The organism is Bradyrhizobium sp. CCBAU 45321 (assembly GCF_028128975.1).
GTDB lineage: Bacteria > Pseudomonadota > Alphaproteobacteria > Rhizobiales > Xanthobacteraceae > Bradyrhizobium > Bradyrhizobium yuanmingense.
In genome coordinates, this window is record NZ_LFKZ01000131.1 from 88,693 (window position 1) to 108,316 (window position 19,624).

Sequence of the window (19,624 nt, forward strand, 5' to 3'; positions counted from 1 at the left end):
TCATCAGGGCCTGGCGATCACCCCGCCGGTCATCGGCATCGGCACGCCCGTGGTCGCCGGATAGGACAGTGGCAGGCCCTTCATGCCGCGGACGGCGAGAAAGCCGAAGGCCTGCGCCTCGATCGCGTCCGAGGCCCAGCCGAGCGTTTCGGCCGCCTCGACACTGGCCGAGCCCACCCGCTCCCGCAGCATCCGCAGCATGGTGAGGTTGCGGGCACCGCCGCCGCAGACGATCCAGCTGCGCGGCCGCCGCGGCAACAGCGGAATGATTCGGGCAATCGCGGCCGCAGTGAAGGCGGTCAGCGTCGCCGCCCCGTCGGCAGGCAGCACGTCGCCGAGCCGCAGGGCCGCAAAATCGTTGCGGTCGAGTGATTTCGGCGGCGGACTTGCGAAGAACCGCAGCTCCAGCGCCCGCGCAATCCAGGCATCATCCACCTTGCCGAGCGCAGCGAATTTGCCTTCGGCATCGAATGCCTGGTTCATGGTGCGGTACATGAAATCGTCCAGCAACGCGTTGCCGGGGCCGGTGTCGCAGGCGATCAACGCGTCGTTGCCGTCGATATAGGTGATGTTGGAGACGCCGCCGATATTGACCACGACGACCGGCCCTTCGCGCTCCAGCGAATGGGCGAGCGCGCGGTGGTAGACCGGCACGAGCGGCGCGCCCTGCCCGCCAGCATCGACGTCGGCGGCGCGGAAGTCATACATCACCGGAATATGGATGGTCCTTGCCAGCGCCGGCCCATCGCCGATCTGCACCGTCAGCCGTCTCTCGGGCCGGTGCAGCACGGTCTGGCCGTGGAAGCCGACAATGTCGACGTCCTCCGCCCTCATCCGGTTCTGGGCGAGGAAGGCCGCGACCGCCTCGGCATGGGCCTGCGTCACCGCACGCTCGGCATCGCCCAGAATACCCGGGCGGGCGTCGCGCTGCTGCAGATGAACGGCCTCGCTCAAGGCCTGGCGCAGCAGGTTGCGCTCGGCCGGGCCGTAGGGCCGGTAACCGGACGGCCCGAACGCCTTCACCTGCTTTCCGTCGGTCTCGATCAGCGCGACATCCACCCCGTCCAGCGAGGTGCCGCTCATCAAACCGAGTGCCGTCAACATCATGGACCAGCGTCCTCAAGAAACCCGCCCTGGCATGCCGATCTTGTGCCAGGGGGACACATCTTATAATGCCAACGCGCCAAGTGGCGGGCGGCCAACCGGGTTCCCGCGGAAGACCCTTAAATTGCCCTCAAAACGGTAAACCAAGAATTGTCAGGCACGCCGACAGATGACTGCATTTAAATCGGATCTCCTCAACACCCTGCAGGAACGTGGATTCATCCATCAGTGCTCCGATTTCGAGGGGCTGGACGCGCTCGCCGCCAAGGGCGAGGCCACCACCTATGTCGGCTACGATTGCACCGCCCGCTCGCTGCATATCGGCAATTACCTGACCATGATGATGCTGCACTGGCTGCAGCAGTCCGGCAACAAGCCGATCACGCTGATGGGCGGCGGCACCACCATGGTGGGCGATCCCTCCGGCAAGGACGAGACGCGCGCGATGCGCACCATCGCCGAGATCGAGGCCAACAAGGAATCGATCCGCGGCGTGTTCGCCAAGGTGCTCCGCTACGGCGAGGGCAAGAGCGACGCGGTCATGCTCGACAATGCGGAATGGCTGACCAAGCTGAACTGGATCGAGATGCTGCGCGACGTCGGCCGGCACTTTTCGGTCAACCGCATGCTGACCATGGATTCCGTGCGGCTGCGCCTCGAGCGCGAGCAGGAGATGAGCTTCATCGAGTTCAATTACATGGTCTGCCAGGCCTACGACTTCGTCGAGCTGGCCAAGCGCACCGGCTGCCGCCTCCAGATGGGGGGCTCGGACCAGTGGGGCAACATCATCATGGGCGTCGACCTCGGCCGCCGCATGGGCACCCACCAGCTGTTCGCGCTGACGACGCCGCTGCTGACGACCGCCTCGGGCGCCAAGATGGGCAAGACCGCGCAAGGCGCGGTGTGGCTCAACGCCGACCAGTTCAGCCCTTACGACTTCTGGCAATACTGGCGCAACACCGAGGACGCCGACGTCGGCAAGTTCCTGAAACTGTTCACGACGCTGCCGATGGCCGAGATCAGGAAGCTCGAGGCGCTCGGCGGCTCGGAGATCAACGAGGCCAAGAAGGTGCTCGCAACCGAAGCGACCGCGCTGCTGCACGGCCGCGACGCCGCAAACGAAGCCGCGGAGACCGCGCGCCGCACCTTCGAGGAAAGGGCAACCGCGGAGACTTTGCCTACGGTCCTAATACCCGAACACGAGCAGAAGTACCTGTTTGGTGAGGGGCTATCGGTTCTCATTGCGGTTCAACTCACCAAACTGGTTCGATCGAACGGCGAAGCTCGCCGCCTGATCGATTCCCGCGGCGTGAAAATCAATGACGAGACGGTCGATAGCATCATGAAAATGCTCACTTCGGCGGACCTCAAGGACGGGGCTATCAAAGTCTCACTAGGCAAAAAGAAGCACGTGCTACTCAAGCCTGCATAGGCGTATGAGCTTTTCACTGCTTGTCAGGGCGCACGGATGCGCGCTCCCTGACGGCAATGGACCAGAACACGCCCAGGGAAACGAAAGCGGGAACGACAGCGGAAACGAGCAAGGAACGGATCGGTAGCACCGGGCGGGACGCGGTGCGCACCGCACTCGTCGTGCTCGGCCTCTGCTTCACGCTGGCTGTTCTTGGTCGGGGCTTGAGCGAGAGCTTCACGGTCTTCCTCAAGCCGATCTCAGAAAGCCTGGGCTGGGACCGCGCCCAGGCCGTCTCGATCTACTCCCTCACCTGGCTCGTCAGCGGGCTGACCGCACCCTTGGTCGGGCGCCTGTTCGATCATTCCGGGCCACGGCTCGTCTATGCGGTCGGCTTGCTCCTGCTCGGTTCGGCCTTTCTGATCGCGAGCCATGCGCAAGCGCTCTGGCAATTCCAGCTTTCGATCGGCATCTGCGTCGGCATCGGCGTTGGCTTCATCGGCAATGTGCCCAATTCGATCCTGCTCGGCCGCTGGTTCGGACCACGCCTGCCGACCGCCATGGCGGTGGTCTATTCGGCGATGGGCGGCGGCGTGCTGGCCTTGCTGCCGGCCTCGCAGCTCCTGATTGATCATCTCGGCTGGCGCGAGACCTATCAGCTGTTCGGCCTCGCCGCGCTCGCCCTGCTGGTGCCGCTGCTGCTGCTGCCCTGGCGCATGTTCGCGGCCGGCTCGCCGCACATCGCCAAGAAGAGCGATCCTGACTTCGTCGACAGCGGCTGGACGCTCGCGAGCGCGATGCGCCACCACGCATTCTGGGCGCTGTTCTCGACCTTCTTCTTCACCGCGGTCGGCATGTATGCGATCGCGGCGCAGATCGTGGCCTATCTGATCGACGCCGGCTTTCCGCCGCTCCAGGCTGCGACCGCCTGGGGCTTCTCCGGAATCGTGCTGGTATTCGGCATGCTCGGCGTCTCCGCGCTCGACGGACTGATCGGACGCCGGCCGTCGGTGCTGCTCAGCTACGCGATCTCGATTCTCGGCATCGTTCTGCTCTGGCTGCTGCAGTACTATCCCAACGTCATTCTGCTCACCGGCTTCGTCATCTGCTTCGGCAGCATGATGGGCTCCCGCGGGCCGCTGATCAGCGCCACCGCGATGAAGATCTTTCGCGGAGAACGCGTCGGCACCATCTTCGGCACGATCTCGATCGGCAGCGGCCTCGGCTCGGCCTTCGGCTCATGGAGCGGCGGCCTGATCCACGATGCCACGCACGGCTACGATCTCCTGCTCGTCTTCGCACTTGCGAGCGTGATCCTCGGAATGATTCCGTTCCTGGTCGTCCCTGCTTTGCGGGAGTAGGTCTCCCCGACGTAACCTGCACACCCCGATTTCACCGGGATCCTACGGATCCAGGCGCGGCGAACATGTGCAAAAAAGAGGGTCGCGTGCCGCTGGCGGCGGGCCTTGCGGTGTTTTGTCCGACATGACGAAAATGTCAGTGCTGAATTGATCCGGGGTGGCTTGCGAGGCGGAAGCGAATGCGGTCCAAGTCGCAGCATTGGGTCCAGCATTGGATGGAGGGCAAACCAATGGACTTTCCTTATCTCACTCGCTTTCAACCGGTTCTCCTGAGCCTGTTTCGCTTCATCACCGGCCTGTTGCTGTTCCAGTACGGCGTCGCCAAGCTGTTCAAGTTTCCGGCTGTTCCGATGTTCGCCAAGGTCGAGCTGATGTCGCTTTACGGCGCGGCCGGCGCGCTCGAACTGGTGCTCGGCGGGCTGCTCATGATCGGCCTGTTCTCGCGACTGTCGGCCTTCATCCTGTCCGGTGAAATGGCGTTCGCCTATTTCATGGGCCACATGTTCAGGGGCGAGACGCCGGTGTTCCTGCCGCTGCTGAACAACGGCACCCTGGCGATCCTGTTCTGCTTCGCCTGCCTGTATCTCTCGGCGGCGGGCGGAGGCCCGGTCAGCGTCGACGCAGCGATGGGCAAGAAATAGCCGCCGGACCGGCGGGCGCATCCGCGCCCCGCTGAAGCACATCTCATCCGCTAAGCACGACGACGGCGCCGGCAGATCTCCGGTGCCGTCTCAGCGCGTCCCCAGCACGTTCCAGATCAGAACGAGGGCCGCGACGAGCAGCAGAGACATGATGATGCGATGAACGAATCGATTCATTGCAGGTCCGTCCAGACGGTCTAGCTGCCAAAACCCAAGACCGATTCCCTTCTCCCGGAAGGACTGGAGCCCATCGGCAAGGCGATTTGCCTGCACGATTGCGCACGCGCCTGCGCCGTCCTCGCAGCAGGCCGCCGCATGCCTCCATTCATGATTGGTAAGAACTTCATGCTACCGGTGCGAGCAATAACAACCATTCCGTAGGGGCTGTGATGAAACTGCTGAGTCATCTGAAGATCCGTACCAAGCTTGCCAGCATGGTCTGCCTTGCGGCTCTCACGGTCACAGCCATCATCGGCGTATCGGCCGTGCTCAGCAAGAGCCGGATGATGGAGGACCGCGTCCAGCAGATGCGGACCGCCGTCGAGCTCCTCTACAACTACGCCCAAGCGCTCCAGGACGAAGTGACTGCCGGCAAGCTGACGGCGGCCGAGGCCAAGAGCCTGTTCCACCAGCGCGGCCGCCGCATGAACTTCAACGGCAACCAGGGCTATCCGGTGGTTTACAATCCGGACGGCTCCCTGGTCGTGAACGGCGCCAATCAGCAGCTCGAAGGCAAGATCACCGGCACCAAGGATTCCAACGGCGTGCTGATCGCCGACGCCATCATCAAGGCCGGCAGCGAGACTGCGCAGGGCGGCGTCACCTCCTATCTCTATCCCCGTCCCGGCCAGACCGAGCCGGTCCGCAAGACCGTGTTCGCGCGCAAGTTCGCGCCCTGGAACGTGGTCATCAGCTACGGCCTCTATGTCGACGACATCGACGCCGACGTGCGCGCCCTGACGCTGGAGCTTGGTGCCATCGGCATCGGCCTGATGCTGCTGATGGCGGCGCTGTCCTGGCTGATCGCGCGCGACGTGCTCGGCGCGCTCGACCGTCAGAAGAGCCGCATGCAGGCGATTTCCGAAGGCGCCATCGACAAGCCGGTCGAGGAGACCGACCGCGGCGATGAGATCGGCCGCATGGCCGAGACGCTCGAAATCCTCAGGCAGACCGCGCTCACGGCCCGCACGCTGGAGGCCGAGCAGGTCGCGGCCAAGGCCCGCAGCGAGCAGGAGAAGCGCGAGGCCCTGATCGCCCTTGCCGACCGTTTCGATGCCTCCGTCGGCCAGCTCGTCGGCCTGATGGCCTCCGGCTCCGGTGAATTGGAGACCACGGCCAAGTCGATGTCATCGACCGCCGAAGGTACCAATCGCCGCGCCGCATTGGTCGGCTCGGCCGCCACCGAAGCCAGCCAGCGCGTCCAGACCGTCGCCGCTGCCGCCGAGGAGCTCTCCTCCTCCATCACCGAGATCAGCCGCCAGGTCGCCCAATCCGCCGAGGTCACGGGACGTGCGGTGGACAGTGCCCGCCGCACCGATACCATCGTGCGCGCGCTGTCCGACGGCGCCCAGCAGATCGAGCATGTCGCCGAGCTGATCTCCAACATCGCGGCGCAGACCAACCTGCTCGCGCTCAACGCCACCATCGAGGCCGCCCGCGCCGGCGAAGCCGGCCGCGGCTTTGCCGTGGTCGCTTCCGAGGTGAAGTCGCTGGCGAGCCAGACCGCGGAAGCCACCCGCGAGATCGGCGACAAGATCGCCCAGATCCAGGGCGCCACCAAGGAAGCTGTCGATGCGATCGGCGGCATCACCGCCACCATCGAGGAGGTCAGCCGCATCGCCACCTCGATCGGCGCGGCCATCGAGGAGCAAGGCGCCGCCACCGCCGAGATCGCCCGCAGCGTCTCGCAGACCGCGGAGGCGACCAAGGAGGTCACCACCAATATCGGCGGCGTCTCCACCGCAGCCAACGAGACCGGCAACGCTGCCGGCATGGTGCTCGCGGCAGCCAGCAACCTCTCCAAGCAGGCCGAGCAGCTCTCCGGCGAGGTCGGCACGTTCCTGAAGGGCGTGCGCGCAGCGTAGCCTTCAGGCCCGAATATCTCCACTTGCGTCATGGCCGGGCTTGTCCCGGCCATCCACGTTTTTGGCTCCCCGCACGAAGAGCGTGGATGCCCGGCTTTCGCCGCGCCGAAGCGGCTTCGGCCGCGCAGGCGGGACAAGCCCGGCCATGACGTCGGAGAGAAGCAGATCGCCGCTACCGCCGCGCGAGGGTGCAACCGCTCGACAGCTGGCGCGTCGATCCGGTCGAGCCGTCGTTCGAATGCGAGGGGAATTCCTCGAACGGCGAGTTCTGCTTGCCGGTGTTGAACTCGAAGATCTTGCGGAACAGGCCCGGCGCCATCGCCGAGATCGGATTGACGCGCATCACGGGCGCGGCTGGCGTGCCGACGACCTCGTAGGTCACGCCGATCAGCCCCTCATTGTTGCCGCCACCGAGGAAGATGCCGAACAGCGGGATCTGGCCGAAGATGTTGTTGACGCCGTACATCGGCACGAAGGTGCCGCTCATGCAGACCTGGTTGCCGGGATAGTCGATCGAGCCCTCGATGGTGGCGCCGATCATCGGCCCCTTGACCACGCCATCGCGGATCGTGAGTGCGCCGTTTTGCCGGGTGAACTCGGCGCGCAGCGCGCTGAAGGAGACACCGTTGCCGGTGCCGTTGGGCGCGCCGGCAGCCACGCGCTCGAGCTGCGCCTCACCCTTCACCGTGAAGTCGCGCACGTTGATCAGGCCTTCACGCGCGGTGTTCGGCTCGGAGGCCGGCGGCTCCATCGCCACCACCATCTGGCCGCCGACCGCCTTGGTGTAGGTGTCGGTGAAGCGCAGCAGCGCGCCGGCATCATTGGTCTGCAGGTAGATCACCTCGCGGCTGCCCTGGGCGCGGCCACCGCGCAGATCTGCCGCGACAGGCGTGTCGCGGCCGATCTTGCCGCTCAGCGTCAACGCCTTGATGGCACCGTTGCGCTTCGACATCTTGGCGTCGAGGCTGCGCATGGCTTCGCCGTTGAAGCCGGCGACCGCACCGAGCTTCACATCGATGTCGAAATCGACGTTCTTCAGCTTGTTCTTGTCGTCCTTGGAATTGCCCGAGATCGCCGACTTCAGGAAGCCGCGGCCGTCGAACACGTCGCCACGCATGGTGCCGCGCAGCACACCGTCCTGGCTGCGCTCCACCCTGAGCGAGGCCTTGTCGCCGTCGGACGGCGCGTAGGTCGGGAAGTTCGCGTTCACGAGATCGCTGTTCGCGTCGAGCTCGAGCGAGCCCTTGATCGAGGCGCCGCCGCCTTCGATGACGATGTCCTCGAAACGCGTCGATTGCGCCGTCGGCACCACCTTGAAGCTGGCCTTGCCGGACTTGCCCGGCAGCTTGACCCAGCCAGGCAGGATGTTGTCGAGCCTGACCGAGGTCAGATCGGCCTCGACGCCGAGCTTCGTCGTCTGATCCGCGCCGCTCGCGATCTTGCCCGACAGCTTGATCGGCAACGATCCGATGACGGCGGGGCTGAGATCGAAGCCGAGCCGCGCGCGGCTGGCATCGTCCAGCGTCGCCTGCAGCCTGACATCCGCGTCGCCCTCGGCCGGCTTGCGATAATCGAGCGAGGCCGCCTGGCCGTTGATCTTGACGTCGCCCTTGACCTGATAGCCCTGGTTGTTGGCTGATATCTTGAGGTTGTTGGCTTCCAGCTTCTGGTTCATCACCAGCTTGTCGGCGGCAAAGCCGTTGAGATCGGCGGTGACGGCGTAGGTGGTGTCGGCCTTGGTCAGCTCGCCCTTGACCGGCATGCCAAGCTGAATGTTCGCCGAGAACGTTCCCTTGCTGGTGTTGGGATCGACGACGGTCGCCGACAGGTCGCTCAGCCGATCATTGGCGAGCATTTCAGCGGCCGCGGGCACCGGCCCCTCCACACGGAACCTGCTCCGCGACGGCGACGGCTTGGGCGCCATGTCCGGCACCTCGAAGACGAAGTCGGAGATCGTGACCTTGCGGCCCGCGGGGGTATCGGCAATGCCCTGCCCGATGTTGACAGTCGCGGTACGACCGGTCACGCGCGCCTTCAGATCGGCATCGCGCACCACCGGCATGCCGTCCACGGGCCGGACCGCAACGCCGCTCGCCACGATGTTGACCGACAGGCCGTCGTCCGGAATGGGCGGACCCTTGCGCGGCAGGTTCCTGGTCGGCGAGTTGACGCCGATCTCGATGCGCTGGAGCGTGCCGCGCTCGATCCGCTCGATCACCCATTCACGCAATTCGGGGACGATCAGCGTCGGCCACATCCGCTTCAAGGCCGAGGCCGACATCGGCGTGCCCGCAAAGCCGAGGGTGAGCCGCGGCTCGCCCGAATAGTCGATGGCGCCGGTGCCGGCGACGCCGATCTCTCCGTTGGAGACGTCGGCCTGTGTCAGCAGGATGCGCTTGTGGTCGGTGTCGAAGCGGAAGCCGATCGCGATGCGGTTGAAGACGAGCGGCGGCTCGTTGTCGATGCCGCCGAGCAGGATCGAACCGCCGCTGAAGCCGAGCTGCCAGTCGTTGATGTTGCCGTTGGGTGGCTCGACATGGGCCAGCAGCGTCAGGCGGTTCGCGCCGGAGAGAACCTTGAACGGCGCGACCAGCACCCGCCGGTTCGCATCCCACTCGACGTTGATCTCGGCCGAGTCGATTGCCATCGGGTAGTCGGGCGTGTCGGTATCGATGATGTTGCCGGCGCCGACCGCGATCTTGCCGCGGAAGAAGGTCGGCACGCCGTCGCGGCCGAGCTCGCCCTTGAGCTCGCCCGTCAGCGGCAGGTCGGCAGTGTAGGTGAGGTCCTTCACCCGCAGCGCCAGCAGGATGTTGGAGGTCGAGACCTTGTCGGCCTTGATGTCGACCGAGCGCACGCCGTTCTCGGCCGGGCCGATCGTGGCGCGCAGCATCCACGGGCGCGCGCCCTGCTCGCCGAGGCTGAGCGCGACGCCGCCGCGGCTCGGCCGGCGCAGGCTGAGCGTGATGTTCTCGAACGACCATTTGCTGCCGCGCTGCTGATCGTCGACGATCAGGACGCCGTTCTTCAGACCGATCTCGTTGAGGTTCTGACCGTCGAGGCCCGTCATGCTCAGGCTGTCGAGCCAGTCGAGGCCCTGAAGGATGCCGCTCTGCGCGGTCGCCTGCGGTGCAGCCTGCGATGCGTCCGGGCTCGCAGGCGCGGTCGCGAATGGCGGCGGGGGGACACCGCTGCGTGGGAATGTCGGCGGCAGGCCCGCGTCCTTCTTGGACGCGACACCGGTCGCCAGCGGCTTTGCGGTGTCGCCGGCCGACACGGTGACGGTGCCGTCGGGCGCAATGCGGATGGCGAGCTCGGCATCGACCAGGTTGAGACTCTCGGCACGCAGGTGCCCCATCAGGAGGGCCGCACCCGACAGCCTCACCTCGGCCTTCGGCGCGCTGGCGACGACGGCGTGATCGCGGTCGCGAACGATGATGTCTCGGATGCGGACGGCGACGCGGACCCGGCCCGCCCGCTCGATCTGAGTGCCGCCGACCTCAACGGTGTTGCCGTGGCCGATATTGTCCTCGATCGCGGCTGCGAGCCACGGGGTTGCGATGTCCAGACTGATGGGACCGGCACCGAGCCGCCACCACAGCGCACCGAAACAGCCGATGAAAATGACGATGACGGTGGCGACGGCCACCGCAAGGCGCTTCAGCCAGCGTCCCCCACCCGTCCAGCGGCGCAGCGCGCCAAATCCACCACCGAAGCGAAGAAAGCCCGAGCCGGAACGCGCCAGCAACCGGCGTGCGCGATTGCGTGCAGCCGCTTCCTGATCCGGATCCCAGTCGGCGTCGTCCCACTCCTGCGGCTCGAATTGGCCGCCGCGCCGATCAAAATCCCGGTTGTAGTCCTGGGGCGACGTATTCCTTGCCATTGCCTCTCGATACAGGCGCCCGTCATAGGATTGAGCGCCGCCGGGACCGCAGCCGTTCGCGGGAAGTGACGCTCCCTGCGCCGGCACTGCCGCCATACCTCGAATATTCCTGCTGTTCGTCATTTCGCCCCGGGAGCGCGTTCAACGAGCAGTGGGGTGGTGCGTGGAATTCCTTGTAACCATACTCCGGCGTCGCCAGACTTGCCCAGCCGAGGGCACGATTCCGGCTCGCCGGACAAGAGCTGCAATACCGCTTCGGTTGACCTGCCGAAAGCGTCGAAAGGAAGGCGTATGTCCAAGAAATCCCGAAAGAAATCGTCCAAAACGCCCTCCGGCAGTCCGACCGCTACAACGAAGTCCGCAAAAACGCGGGCATCGACTCAAACAAGATCCGCGAAAACGCAGCGGACGCCGGCACGCAAATCAGCTGCGACCATAGCAAAAGCAGGATCACATGAGGCGGCATCGAAACAGTTAAAATCCTCCAAATCCGCCTCCTCTCCGGCTGCGGCCAAGTCGGGCTTGAAGTCCGGCTTGGCCGAGGGCCAAAAGGCCCCGGCCTTCCGCCTGCCGCGCGATGGCGGCGACGTGGTCACGCTGGCCGACTATGCCGGCCGAAAGCTCGTCCTGTTCTTCTACCCCCGCGCCGACACCCCCGGCTGTACGCGGGAGGCGATCGACTTCACGCGCCTCGCCGACGCCTTCGCTGCCGCCGGCACCGCCGTGCTCGGCATCTCCGCCGATCCGTTAAAGGCCCAGGAGAAGTTCCGCGACAAGCACAAGCTCGGCGTCCCCCTCATCTCGGACGAGACGCATGAGGTGCTGGAGGCTTATGGGGCCTGGGGCGAAAAGTCCATGTACGGCAAGAACTTCCTGGGGATTCTTCGCACCACGATCCTGGTCGGGACCGACGGTAAGGTGGCGCGGATCTGGCGCAATGTCCGGGTCGATGGCCATGCCGACGAAGTGCTGGAGGCGGCAAGGAGCCTTTAACCAATCCTTTAAATTCGCGCGTTCCCATTTGCGGAAAATTAACCATGCGCGGCCCAGATTGCGGCGGCAATTGAGCCGCAAGGAACCCATCCGACCGGCGCGGGAGTGCCGATGTCGAAAAGTTCTGCCCAATACTCGCAGTACCCCCAACATCATCCTCACGACCACGGACGGGCTTTCCGGCGCCCCCTGGGTGCCCCGGCGGCGGTGACCGCGATTCCCCTGCCCGCCACCGACGATGCCTACACCATCGTGCATGCTGGCAAGCAGGTCCGCTTCGGGCCCGTGGTGTTCTGGATCGTGGTCGGCACCGTGGTGCTGCTCGGACTGTGGTCGGCCGCCACCGCCACCTATTTCGCGTTCCGTGACGACGTCCTGACCCGGCTGATCGCCCGCCAGGCCGAGATGCAATACGCCTATGAGGACCGCATCGCCGAGCTGCGCGCCAAGATCGATCGCACCACCAGCCGTCAATTGCTCGACCAGGAACAGTTCGACCAGAAGCTCGACCAGATCATGAAGCGCCAGACGGCGCTGGAGTCCCGGGCCACGGCGCTTGGCGCCATGCCCGACGTGACCGGCTCGATTCCCCGCGCCGCCCCGCAGCGGAGCGATGCGAGCCCGACCACGCCCAAACCGTCGCCGATCAGCGACACCGTGATCTTCGTGGCGCCGCCGGATCGCGAAGCGCGCCTCGAATCGCGCGCGCCGAACGTATTGGCGGCGCCGACCAGACAGTTCGCCAAGAACCAGGGGTTCGACAACGTACTGGTCCGGCTCACGGCCTCTCTCGATCAGGTTGAGCGTCGCCAGATGGCGGCGCTCAACGCGGCCGAGGAAAGCATGGATTCGCGCATGCGCCGGATGCGCAGCGTGGTCAGCGATCTCGGCCTGAACCTTGCCCATCTCGAAGCCGCCGTGCCGCGCAGTGCGATGGGCGGACCGTTCGTTCCCGTCAAGTTGACGGCGAATGCCGGACCGTTCGAAAAGCAGCTCCACCGCATCCACACCACGCGCGCTGAGATGGACCGTCTCAACCGCACGCTGGCGTTGGTGCCGTATCGCAAGCCCGTCATCGGCGAGGTCGAGTTCACGTCCGGCTTCGGTGTGCGCAGCGATCCTTTCCTGGGTCGGCCCGCGATGCACACCGGCCTTGATTTCCGCGCCGCCAGCGGTGATCCCGTCCGCGTCACCGCCTACGGCAAGGTGGTTTCCGCCGGATGGTCCGGCGGCTACGGCCGCATGGTCGAGGTCGACCACGGCAACGGGCTTTCGACCCGCTACGGCCATCTCTCCGAGATCAACGTCAGGGTCGGCGAGATTGTGAAGATCGGCCAGGTCATCGGCCTCGTCGGCTCGACCGGCCGCTCCACCGGTCCGCACCTGCACTATGAGACCCGCATCGAAGGCGAAGCGGTGGATCCGCAGAAATTCTTGCGCGCCGGCGTACGGCTCAGCGCGGGTTAGGCCCGCGCTTTTCAGTTTCGCAGCGCCGGGTTTCCCGAGAGCCAGAGGAGCGACCGGCGGCCGAGAGCCTGCGCAGTGAGCCGAGTGCACGCCCGTCGATCACCAGCAGCGCGCTGCCGATGACGATTGCGCCCGCGATCTCGCGCGCGGAGATCGGCTCATCCAGCAGCAGCCATCCCAACAGGATGGCGGTGACGGGAATGAGCAGCGTCACCAGCATCACGTTGCTCGCACCCGAGCGCCGCACGATCTGAAAGAAGACGATGTAGGCGAGCGCCGTCGAAAGCGCGGCGAGGCCGAGCACGGCGAGCCAGGTCGTGAGGCGCGGCATCGGTAGCTGCCAAGGCCGCTCCACCACGCCAGCGACGACCGCCATCATGACGGTCGATGCCATCAGTTGGAACGTGGCGGTCCCGAGCGGCACTGCGTCCTTCGGCAAGCGCCGCGCCGCCAGCGCCGCAAAGCCGTAGCTCAGTGCGCCGCCGAGGCAGAGCAGGATGCCGAGCCCCTGCCCCGGCCTCGTCTCGAAGCCCCATCCGCGCAGAAGGATCACGCCGGCAAGCCCCAACGCCACCCCGGCCAGACGGCGCATCTGCAAGGCCTCCTCGCCCGCTGCAACCAACACGACAATTGTGAACATCGGCGTGGTCGCGTTCAGGATCGAGGCGAGCCCACTCGGAATGAAAGTCTGGCCGATCACGATCAGCGAGAACGGGATGACGTTGTTGAGAAGCCCGATCGCGATGAACGGTGCCCAGCCCGCCGCCCCCTTGGGGAAGCCGATCCCCTGCATGCGGAGCAACAGAACGAGAATGGCCGCGCCAAGCGCGACACGCAGGAACACCAGCGTCAGCGGCGGCAATTCCCGCAGAGCCGCGCCGTTGAAGAAGAACGAGCCGCCCCAGAGAATGGAGAGCACCGCGAGGAGCGACCAGTCGCGCGCGTCGATCCTGTGGTCGCTTGGGAGCATGGGGTCTTACATCCCTTGGCCGAGCCCGCAGACCTAGGGCGACGGGGCGAACAGTGCCACCCGATTTCCGATGCAAAGCCGGTTTACGAAGCTGATGCCGGCAATGAATGGGGATCGAATGTCCCAAGCGATGCTGCCCGACCAGGACTTGAACCCATACACCCCATTCGCGAATCGAGCGGCAAGAACGGAGCCGTGCTGCTCGCCTCGCCTTATCGAACCGTCACCGGCAGACTCGTGAACCCCCGCAGCACGTTGTTGACGGCCCTGGTTGGCATCCCGAGTTCAAAGCGGGATACCCGACGTGCGAAAGCCGTCATCAACGCAGTGATCTCCAGGCGCGCTAGATGCATGCCGGCGCAAACATGCGCTCCAATCCCGAAACCGAGATGATCACGGACATCCCGTCTCACGTTGAATTTCTCTGGTTCTTCCCACTTTCGCTCGTCGCGATTTGCTGACGCGTAAAGCACAAGGACTCGCGATCCGGCGGAGAGTCTCACTCCGTCCAAAACCGTGTCTTCCGCCACGACCCGAGTGAAGCCCCGAATCGGAGACTCCAACCTTACGGCTTCGTTGATGGCTGCGGAGATCAGCGACGGATCCCGTCGCACCAAGTCCCACTGGTCGGGATTCTCGCCGAAGAACCAGATCAGGCTGCCCGTGGCGAAGATCGTGGTGTCCAGGCTCGGGCTGATATAATCACGCATCATCGCCGGGCATTTCTCCATCGAAATTTCTCCGCCTTTTGCAGCCTTCCAGATCGCGGCCGCCCAGCCGTCGGGTCTAAGACGGGCGATGGTGGAAGGATCGCGACAATAAGCGTGAAGCTCCTGTATCTGCGGCAAAGCCGCCGTGCCGCGCGAATTCATGGCACCAAGCGCATTGAACGTCGCAGCCGCCCAGCGCAGCATGTTCGCACGTCCATCCTCGGGCAGCCCCACCAGATCGGACACGATCGACACCGGTAAATGTCGAGCACAATCTTCTATCGCATCGAAACTCCCCCGCTTCACCAGACGCGCGACCAGCGCATCGGCTTCGGCCTCGATCCGCGGGGCAACATCCTTTAGCGCTGGCGCCGTCAACGGCGCGCGTATGATTCGTCGCATTTTGGTGTGTTCGGGTGGATCACTGGTGATCGTGTTGCCGATCGAAGAAGAATTGATCAATTCATTGGCGGCGACCCCGCGGGCTGAGGAGAACTTCGTGTGATTCATCAACACCGAGCGTACATCGGCAAAGCGGCCGACCGCCCACAGTCCGTTCCTGGGCAGCCATACCGCCGGGCCTGCATCGCGAATGGCCTGATAATGGCCGTAGGGCTCGGCGATCACCTCATCGCTGTAGATGTCGACGTCGTAAGACGCAGCATCAACAAGGGTATGTTTCGTAACTCCCGCGGGTGGGGCGAAGCGCATGCCAGGGTCAGACACCATCGCACCACCGATCGATCTTCGCGCCGTCGAGATTGTCGCGCAGGCGATTTGCGAGCCGGCTCGAATCGACGTCGTGTAGGGACTTGCCGCCGGAAATATCCAGAGCGTGGGCAGCTGCTTGCCCCATCGCAAAGCAGGGTCCCATGACACGGACCGAGGCCAGAGCCGCGACGTCGCCATCTATGCATCGGCCTGCCGCGATCAAGTTGTCGCTATCCCGATGCACGAGGCTGCGCAACGGCACATAGTGCATGTGGTTGCGATCCTCGAAAGTTTCCCAATGCACTGTCTCGGCGCTGTCATGCGCCTCGACCGGCCATGAGCAGCGCGCTACGGCATCGGCGGGGCGATGGCCGGTCCGGACTTCATCGATGGTGAGTTGGTGCGCGCCGACGAACCAGCGGGTTTGCCTGATTCCGGGCAAACCGTAGGCCCGGATACGGACCTGGCCCATCGACCTCGGAAACTCCCGCCGCAAAAATTCCAGCACCTTGTCGGCTTGGTCCCTGCCCTCGAGCGTGGCGCGCGTGGCCGCGATTGGCTCGGTCGGATTGGGCATGTGCGTCATGTTGACGGTCGCCACGCCGCGGCCGGGAAATGCGAAGATGAATCCATCCTCGCGGCTCAGACCGTATTCGGCCTTCTTGTTCTTCAGAACCTCTGCGACATGGAATCCGTCGAAATCGGGGATCGCATCTTCCGCGAAGCCCTCTAGCAAGATCATCTGCGTGCCCCATTGGGGTTGATGGGGTTCGCGCACAGGTAATCCGGCGTGCCATGCAATGGCAGCATCGCCCGAGGCGTCGACAAATCCATCCGCGCGGACGGCCAAATCGCCCCATCGCGTCGACACATCAAGCTCGACAACGCGACGACTTTCAACACGGGCCGAGCGCAGGACGGCACCCAGCACCAGGTTCACATTTGCACGCGAGAGTGCCCGTTCGCTCCAGCGACCGCATAGCATCTCGTCGTACTGTAGAACGATCGTGTCCAGCGCACGGCGGGCGTGGATTGCGCCGGCGCGATGCAGTTCGTTCAGCATATCGTCGACCGCGCCGAACGTAACGCGGTATGGCCGCGGGCCGTTGGAATAGAGGCCGCATATCGTGCCGAGCAACGTCCCGACAAGCTGGCCGCCGATCGTCGGCATGGCGTCGAGCAGGACGGTCTTGCGGCCTAGGTTGGCTGCCGTCAGGGCCGCCATGATTCCTGCGGCACCGCCTCCGACGACGCAGACTTCCGCGTCCAGGGTCATTCGTTCTCGCGCCCTGGTGACAGTGCGGGTGGCAAGATTAAGGGTCATGGACTTACTCGGCGGAGATGCCGCGGGCTTTCACCAACGCGGTTGACTTGCCGGCTTCGTTCTTGACGAATTCGCGGAATTCCGCGCGCGTCATGTTGAGGATCTGAAAGCCGAGATCGAGAAATCGCTTGGTGACCTGCGGCTGCCGCATCGCATAGCCGACCTCTTCGCTGAGCCGCTGGACAACTGGCTCGGGTGTACCCGCCCGTACCACAACCCCGAGCCACAAAGACATCACGACATTGGGCAGCCTGACCTCGTCTGCAGTGGGTACGTTCGGTAATTGCGGCAAGCGCTGAGGCCCCGCAACGAAGAGCGCCTTGATATTGTTCGCACTGACGTTAGGCAGCCCGGGTCCCAAACCGTCGAACAGCAGGTCAACTTGCGAACCTATCAGGTCTTGCATCGCCGGCGCTGAACCTCTGTAGGGGACATGAACCAGCTGGATGGCCGCGTCCGCCTTGAGCATTTCCCCGAGCAGGTGGCCTAGGCTGCCGTTGCCTTGCGAAGCATAATTCAGCGCCTTGGACTTTGCTGCGGCAACAAGATCGGCGGTTGAATTGAACGGGCTGGATTTTGGCACATAAAGCAGCATCGGCATCAACATCAGTGGAGCAACCGGCTCCAGATCTGTCAGCGGGTCGTAGCTGAAATTCGCATAGACGGCCTTGTTGATTCCGAGCGAAGCGGTGTCACCGATGAGAAGCGTGTGTCCGTCCGCCGGCGCGCGGATCAGGGCGGTGCCCGCGATCTGACCGCCGGCACCCGGCTTGTTTTCGACGATTACTGGCTGGCCGAGGCGCTCTCGCAATACTTCCGCCAGCGCACGAGCCATCAGATCGGCGGGGCCACCGGCAGGATAGATTACCAGGATGGATAGCGGTCGCGTCGGAAATTCCTGCGCCTTCGCCCTGCCCGGCACCGTCATGGCAATTGCGAGCATCAGTGCCGTTGAAATCGCTCCTGCGCGCGTAAGCATTATGCGCCTCCCCTTGCTGAAGTTCGGCTCGAACGGCCGATTTTCAGTTTCCTCAAATGCCGCCCTTCGTTGGCACGTGACGTCAGGACTCTAGGAGCATTATGAGTTATTCTTATAATGCCAATTGACTATGATTGTTATTCACTGGCTGTATAACCCTCGAGGTCGTGATGACTGTTGAAGTACGCCTGCTGGAATTGTTCCTGCGCGTGGCTGAACTCGGCAGCATCAACAAGGCAGCTGCGAGCGTGCATCTGTCGCAGCCGGCGTTGTCGCGGCACATTGCGCTCCTCGAACACCAGATGGGCAACAAGCTGTTCATCCGCACTCCGGGCGGCGTCGACCTCACGGAGGCTGGCAAGATGCTCTCTGATCGCGCCCGTCCTCTGTTGCGCCAGCTTACTCTCCTCAGAGAGCAGGTCGGCGAAAAGGCCTCGGGCCAACTTGCCATCGGCACGCCGCCCGCATGGCAACAGGTGGTGACATCCCCCTTCGTGGAGAAGCTTGCGGAGCGGCACCCCGGTATCACGCTCCGTGTCTACGAGGGTGTCAGCAATATCTTGCGCGAGTACATGTCCGCGCGCCTGCTCGACATTGCCATTGTGCCGTACGACTCCTCGCCTACCGCCAGCTACCGCAAGACGCCGCTGGTGCGCGAACCGATGGTGCTGGTCGGTCGAAGAGAGGATGCACTACACCCCGAAAAACCGGTCGCACTTTCTAGGCTTGACGGCTTGCGGCTGGTGCTTCCGGGACGTCCGAATGTGGCGCGGATCCAGATCGAGCACGCCCTGGAACGCAAAGGTATGCAGTTTCGATTGGCCGTCGAGACCGACACGCTGAGCCTTTGCCTCGACCTTGCACGCCGCGGAGTCGGATATGCCGTCGTGCCAGCCTCTTCGGTCTTTGAGCATGGCTTGGGGGATGCAATCAGTTGGGGACCGATCAAGGGGCAATTCGTAACCTGGGCACTCTGCGAGAATTTGGACCGAACTCACTCGCAAGCGGTGCGCGAGGGCCGCGCGCTCCTGATCAAGGCGGTGTCCGACGCGCTCGAGCTCAAGGTCTGGGCGCGCGCCGAACGTCCAAAAGCCAAAGCCTAGCGAAGCGTACGCGCCGATCCATGGGAACGTCCGTTTTGGATCCACAAGCCGCCGAACACCTGAAGGCGGAGACTTCCGCTCTGCGTTGCTAATCTGAAGTATGAGGACACGCCCTAGCCAGGCTTCTTCGGCCGCGACACCAGCTCGATCATCTGCCTTCATCCTCATCAGGCATCACCGCGTGCGCGTAGGCTCCTCACGAATATCCAGCGCGCCAGCAGCACTTGCACCGCAACCGCGTGCGGACCTCTACGCGGCCAGAAACGGTATCTGGACCGCCAGTGTGAAGCCGTTGACCATCAGCAGGCCACCCGCAGCACCGACAATGCCGCCGACGATCGCAAGCCACGGCAGCGTCGCGACAATCGAGACCGAGATCAGCACGATGGCGATCTGCAGGAGAGCTTCGGCATAGTCGAAGTAGGGATCCTGCTTCAGTGCATGGTCGCGCTTGCTCTCGTAGTCCTTGGCCTGCGCCATCAGTTCCTTCTTGCCCTCCTGCGTCTCGGGCTCGGACTCGTAGCGTGCTGCCGTCTTGCGATAGGCCTCCGCTTTTGCCTTCAGGGCCGTCCTGGCCTCGGCATTGAGGCTTTCGTCCTGCAGGAACGCCAGTTCGATCGCGTCGGCCGCGAGGTTATAGTCGGTCTGGCGAATGGTCTTGGCCTGGTAGAAGGCATAGTGGTTCGCGGCATAGATGTTGTTGTTGGTCGCCTCCTTGCCGGCATTGGCTCCGCCAAGCGCGGTGATGGCGAGCAGCATCGCCAGAATGGCGATGCCGACCGCCGCGCGCTGCTTGAAGCGGTCGTTCACCTGCTCCTGATCCATCATATCCGCGGCGTCTTCAGCTTTCATCGATCGGCTCCTCCTCGCTCCTAAAAAGCGC

Annotated in this window: 14 protein-coding genes; 7 read left to right on the plus strand and 7 right to left on the minus strand. The window is 64.3% G+C overall.

Going from position 1 to position 19,624, the window contains the following annotated elements; genetic code table 11:
- Positions 1-3: 3 nt before the first annotated feature.
- Complete coding sequence (locus ACM43_RS35900) at positions 4-1,107, minus strand: anhydro-N-acetylmuramic acid kinase (protein WP_271546694.1); 1,104 nt, start codon at positions 1,105-1,107, stop codon at positions 4-6.
- A 166-nt stretch (positions 1,108-1,273) separates the two neighbouring features.
- Between ACM43_RS35900 and tyrS the strand changes: the two genes are divergently transcribed.
- From tyrS to ACM43_RS35920, 4 genes are all read left to right on the plus strand, one after another.
- Complete coding sequence (gene tyrS, locus ACM43_RS35905) at positions 1,274-2,536, plus strand: tyrosine--tRNA ligase (RefSeq protein WP_271546695.1); 1,263 nt, start codon at positions 1,274-1,276, stop codon at positions 2,534-2,536.
- A 56-nt stretch (positions 2,537-2,592) separates the two neighbouring features.
- Positions 2,593-3,876 (plus strand): MFS transporter, encoded by a 1,284-nt coding sequence (locus ACM43_RS35910; protein ID WP_271547262.1) that lies wholly within the window; start codon positions 2,593-2,595, stop codon positions 3,874-3,876.
- A gap of 230 nt (positions 3,877-4,106) precedes the next feature.
- A complete protein-coding gene (locus tag ACM43_RS35915) occupies positions 4,107-4,517 on the plus strand; it encodes a DoxX family protein (protein ID WP_271546697.1) in 411 nt (136 codons plus the stop codon).
- A gap of 389 nt (positions 4,518-4,906) precedes the next feature.
- Positions 4,907-6,601 carry a methyl-accepting chemotaxis protein gene (locus tag ACM43_RS35920; RefSeq protein WP_271546699.1) on the plus strand — a complete coding sequence of 565 codons (1,695 nt, stop codon included), beginning with the start codon at positions 4,907-4,909 and terminating at the stop codon, positions 6,599-6,601.
- A 172-nt stretch (positions 6,602-6,773) separates the two neighbouring features.
- Here the strand turns inward: ACM43_RS35920 and ACM43_RS35925 are convergent, their stop codons facing one another.
- Positions 6,774-10,580, minus strand: a complete 3,807-nt coding sequence (locus ACM43_RS35925) for a YhdP family protein (protein WP_271546701.1) — start codon at positions 10,578-10,580, stop codon at positions 6,774-6,776.
- Between the two features lie 195 nt (positions 10,581-10,775).
- On the opposite strand from ACM43_RS35925, the gene ACM43_RS35930 reads away from it, so the two are divergent.
- Both ACM43_RS35930 and ACM43_RS35935 read left to right on the plus strand, forming a co-directional pair.
- Positions 10,776-11,477 carry a peroxiredoxin gene (locus ACM43_RS35930; protein ID WP_271546703.1) on the plus strand — a complete coding sequence of 234 codons (702 nt, stop codon included), beginning with the start codon at positions 10,776-10,778 and terminating at the stop codon, positions 11,475-11,477.
- Positions 11,478-11,588: 111 nt separating this feature from the next.
- Positions 11,589-12,944: a M23 family metallopeptidase gene (locus ACM43_RS35935; RefSeq protein ID WP_271546705.1), complete on the plus strand. Its 1,356-nt coding sequence runs from the start codon at positions 11,589-11,591 to the stop codon at positions 12,942-12,944.
- On the opposite strand, the gene ACM43_RS35940 is transcribed toward ACM43_RS35935, so the two are convergent.
- From ACM43_RS35940 to ACM43_RS35955, 4 genes are all read right to left on the minus strand, one after another.
- Positions 12,931-13,914, minus strand: coding sequence for a DMT family transporter (locus tag ACM43_RS35940; RefSeq protein WP_271546707.1), 984 nt, complete (start codon positions 13,912-13,914; stop codon positions 12,931-12,933). The genes ACM43_RS35935 and ACM43_RS35940 overlap by 14 nt on opposite strands.
- Positions 13,915-14,126: 212 nt before the next feature.
- Positions 14,127-15,335 (minus strand): cytochrome P450, encoded by a 1,209-nt coding sequence (locus ACM43_RS35945; RefSeq protein WP_271546709.1) that lies wholly within the window; start codon positions 15,333-15,335, stop codon positions 14,127-14,129.
- A gap of 7 nt (positions 15,336-15,342) precedes the next feature.
- Positions 15,343-16,611, minus strand: coding sequence for an FAD-dependent oxidoreductase (locus ACM43_RS35950; protein ID WP_271546711.1), 1,269 nt, complete (start codon positions 16,609-16,611; stop codon positions 15,343-15,345).
- A 52-nt stretch (positions 16,612-16,663) separates the two neighbouring features.
- Positions 16,664-17,638, minus strand: a complete 975-nt coding sequence (locus tag ACM43_RS35955) for a Bug family tripartite tricarboxylate transporter substrate binding protein (RefSeq protein WP_271546713.1) — start codon at positions 17,636-17,638, stop codon at positions 16,664-16,666.
- A gap of 170 nt (positions 17,639-17,808) precedes the next feature.
- Between ACM43_RS35955 and ACM43_RS35960 the strand changes: the two genes are divergently transcribed.
- Positions 17,809-18,741: a LysR family transcriptional regulator gene (locus ACM43_RS35960; protein WP_157285908.1), complete on the plus strand. Its 933-nt coding sequence runs from the start codon at positions 17,809-17,811 to the stop codon at positions 18,739-18,741.
- Positions 18,742-18,990: 249 nt separating this feature from the next.
- On the opposite strand, the gene ACM43_RS35965 is transcribed toward ACM43_RS35960, so the two are convergent.
- On the minus strand, positions 18,991-19,593 hold the full coding sequence (locus ACM43_RS35965; protein ID WP_271546715.1) for a DUF4337 domain-containing protein: 603 nt from the start codon (positions 19,591-19,593) through the stop codon (positions 18,991-18,993).
- Positions 19,594-19,624 lie beyond the last annotated feature (31 nt).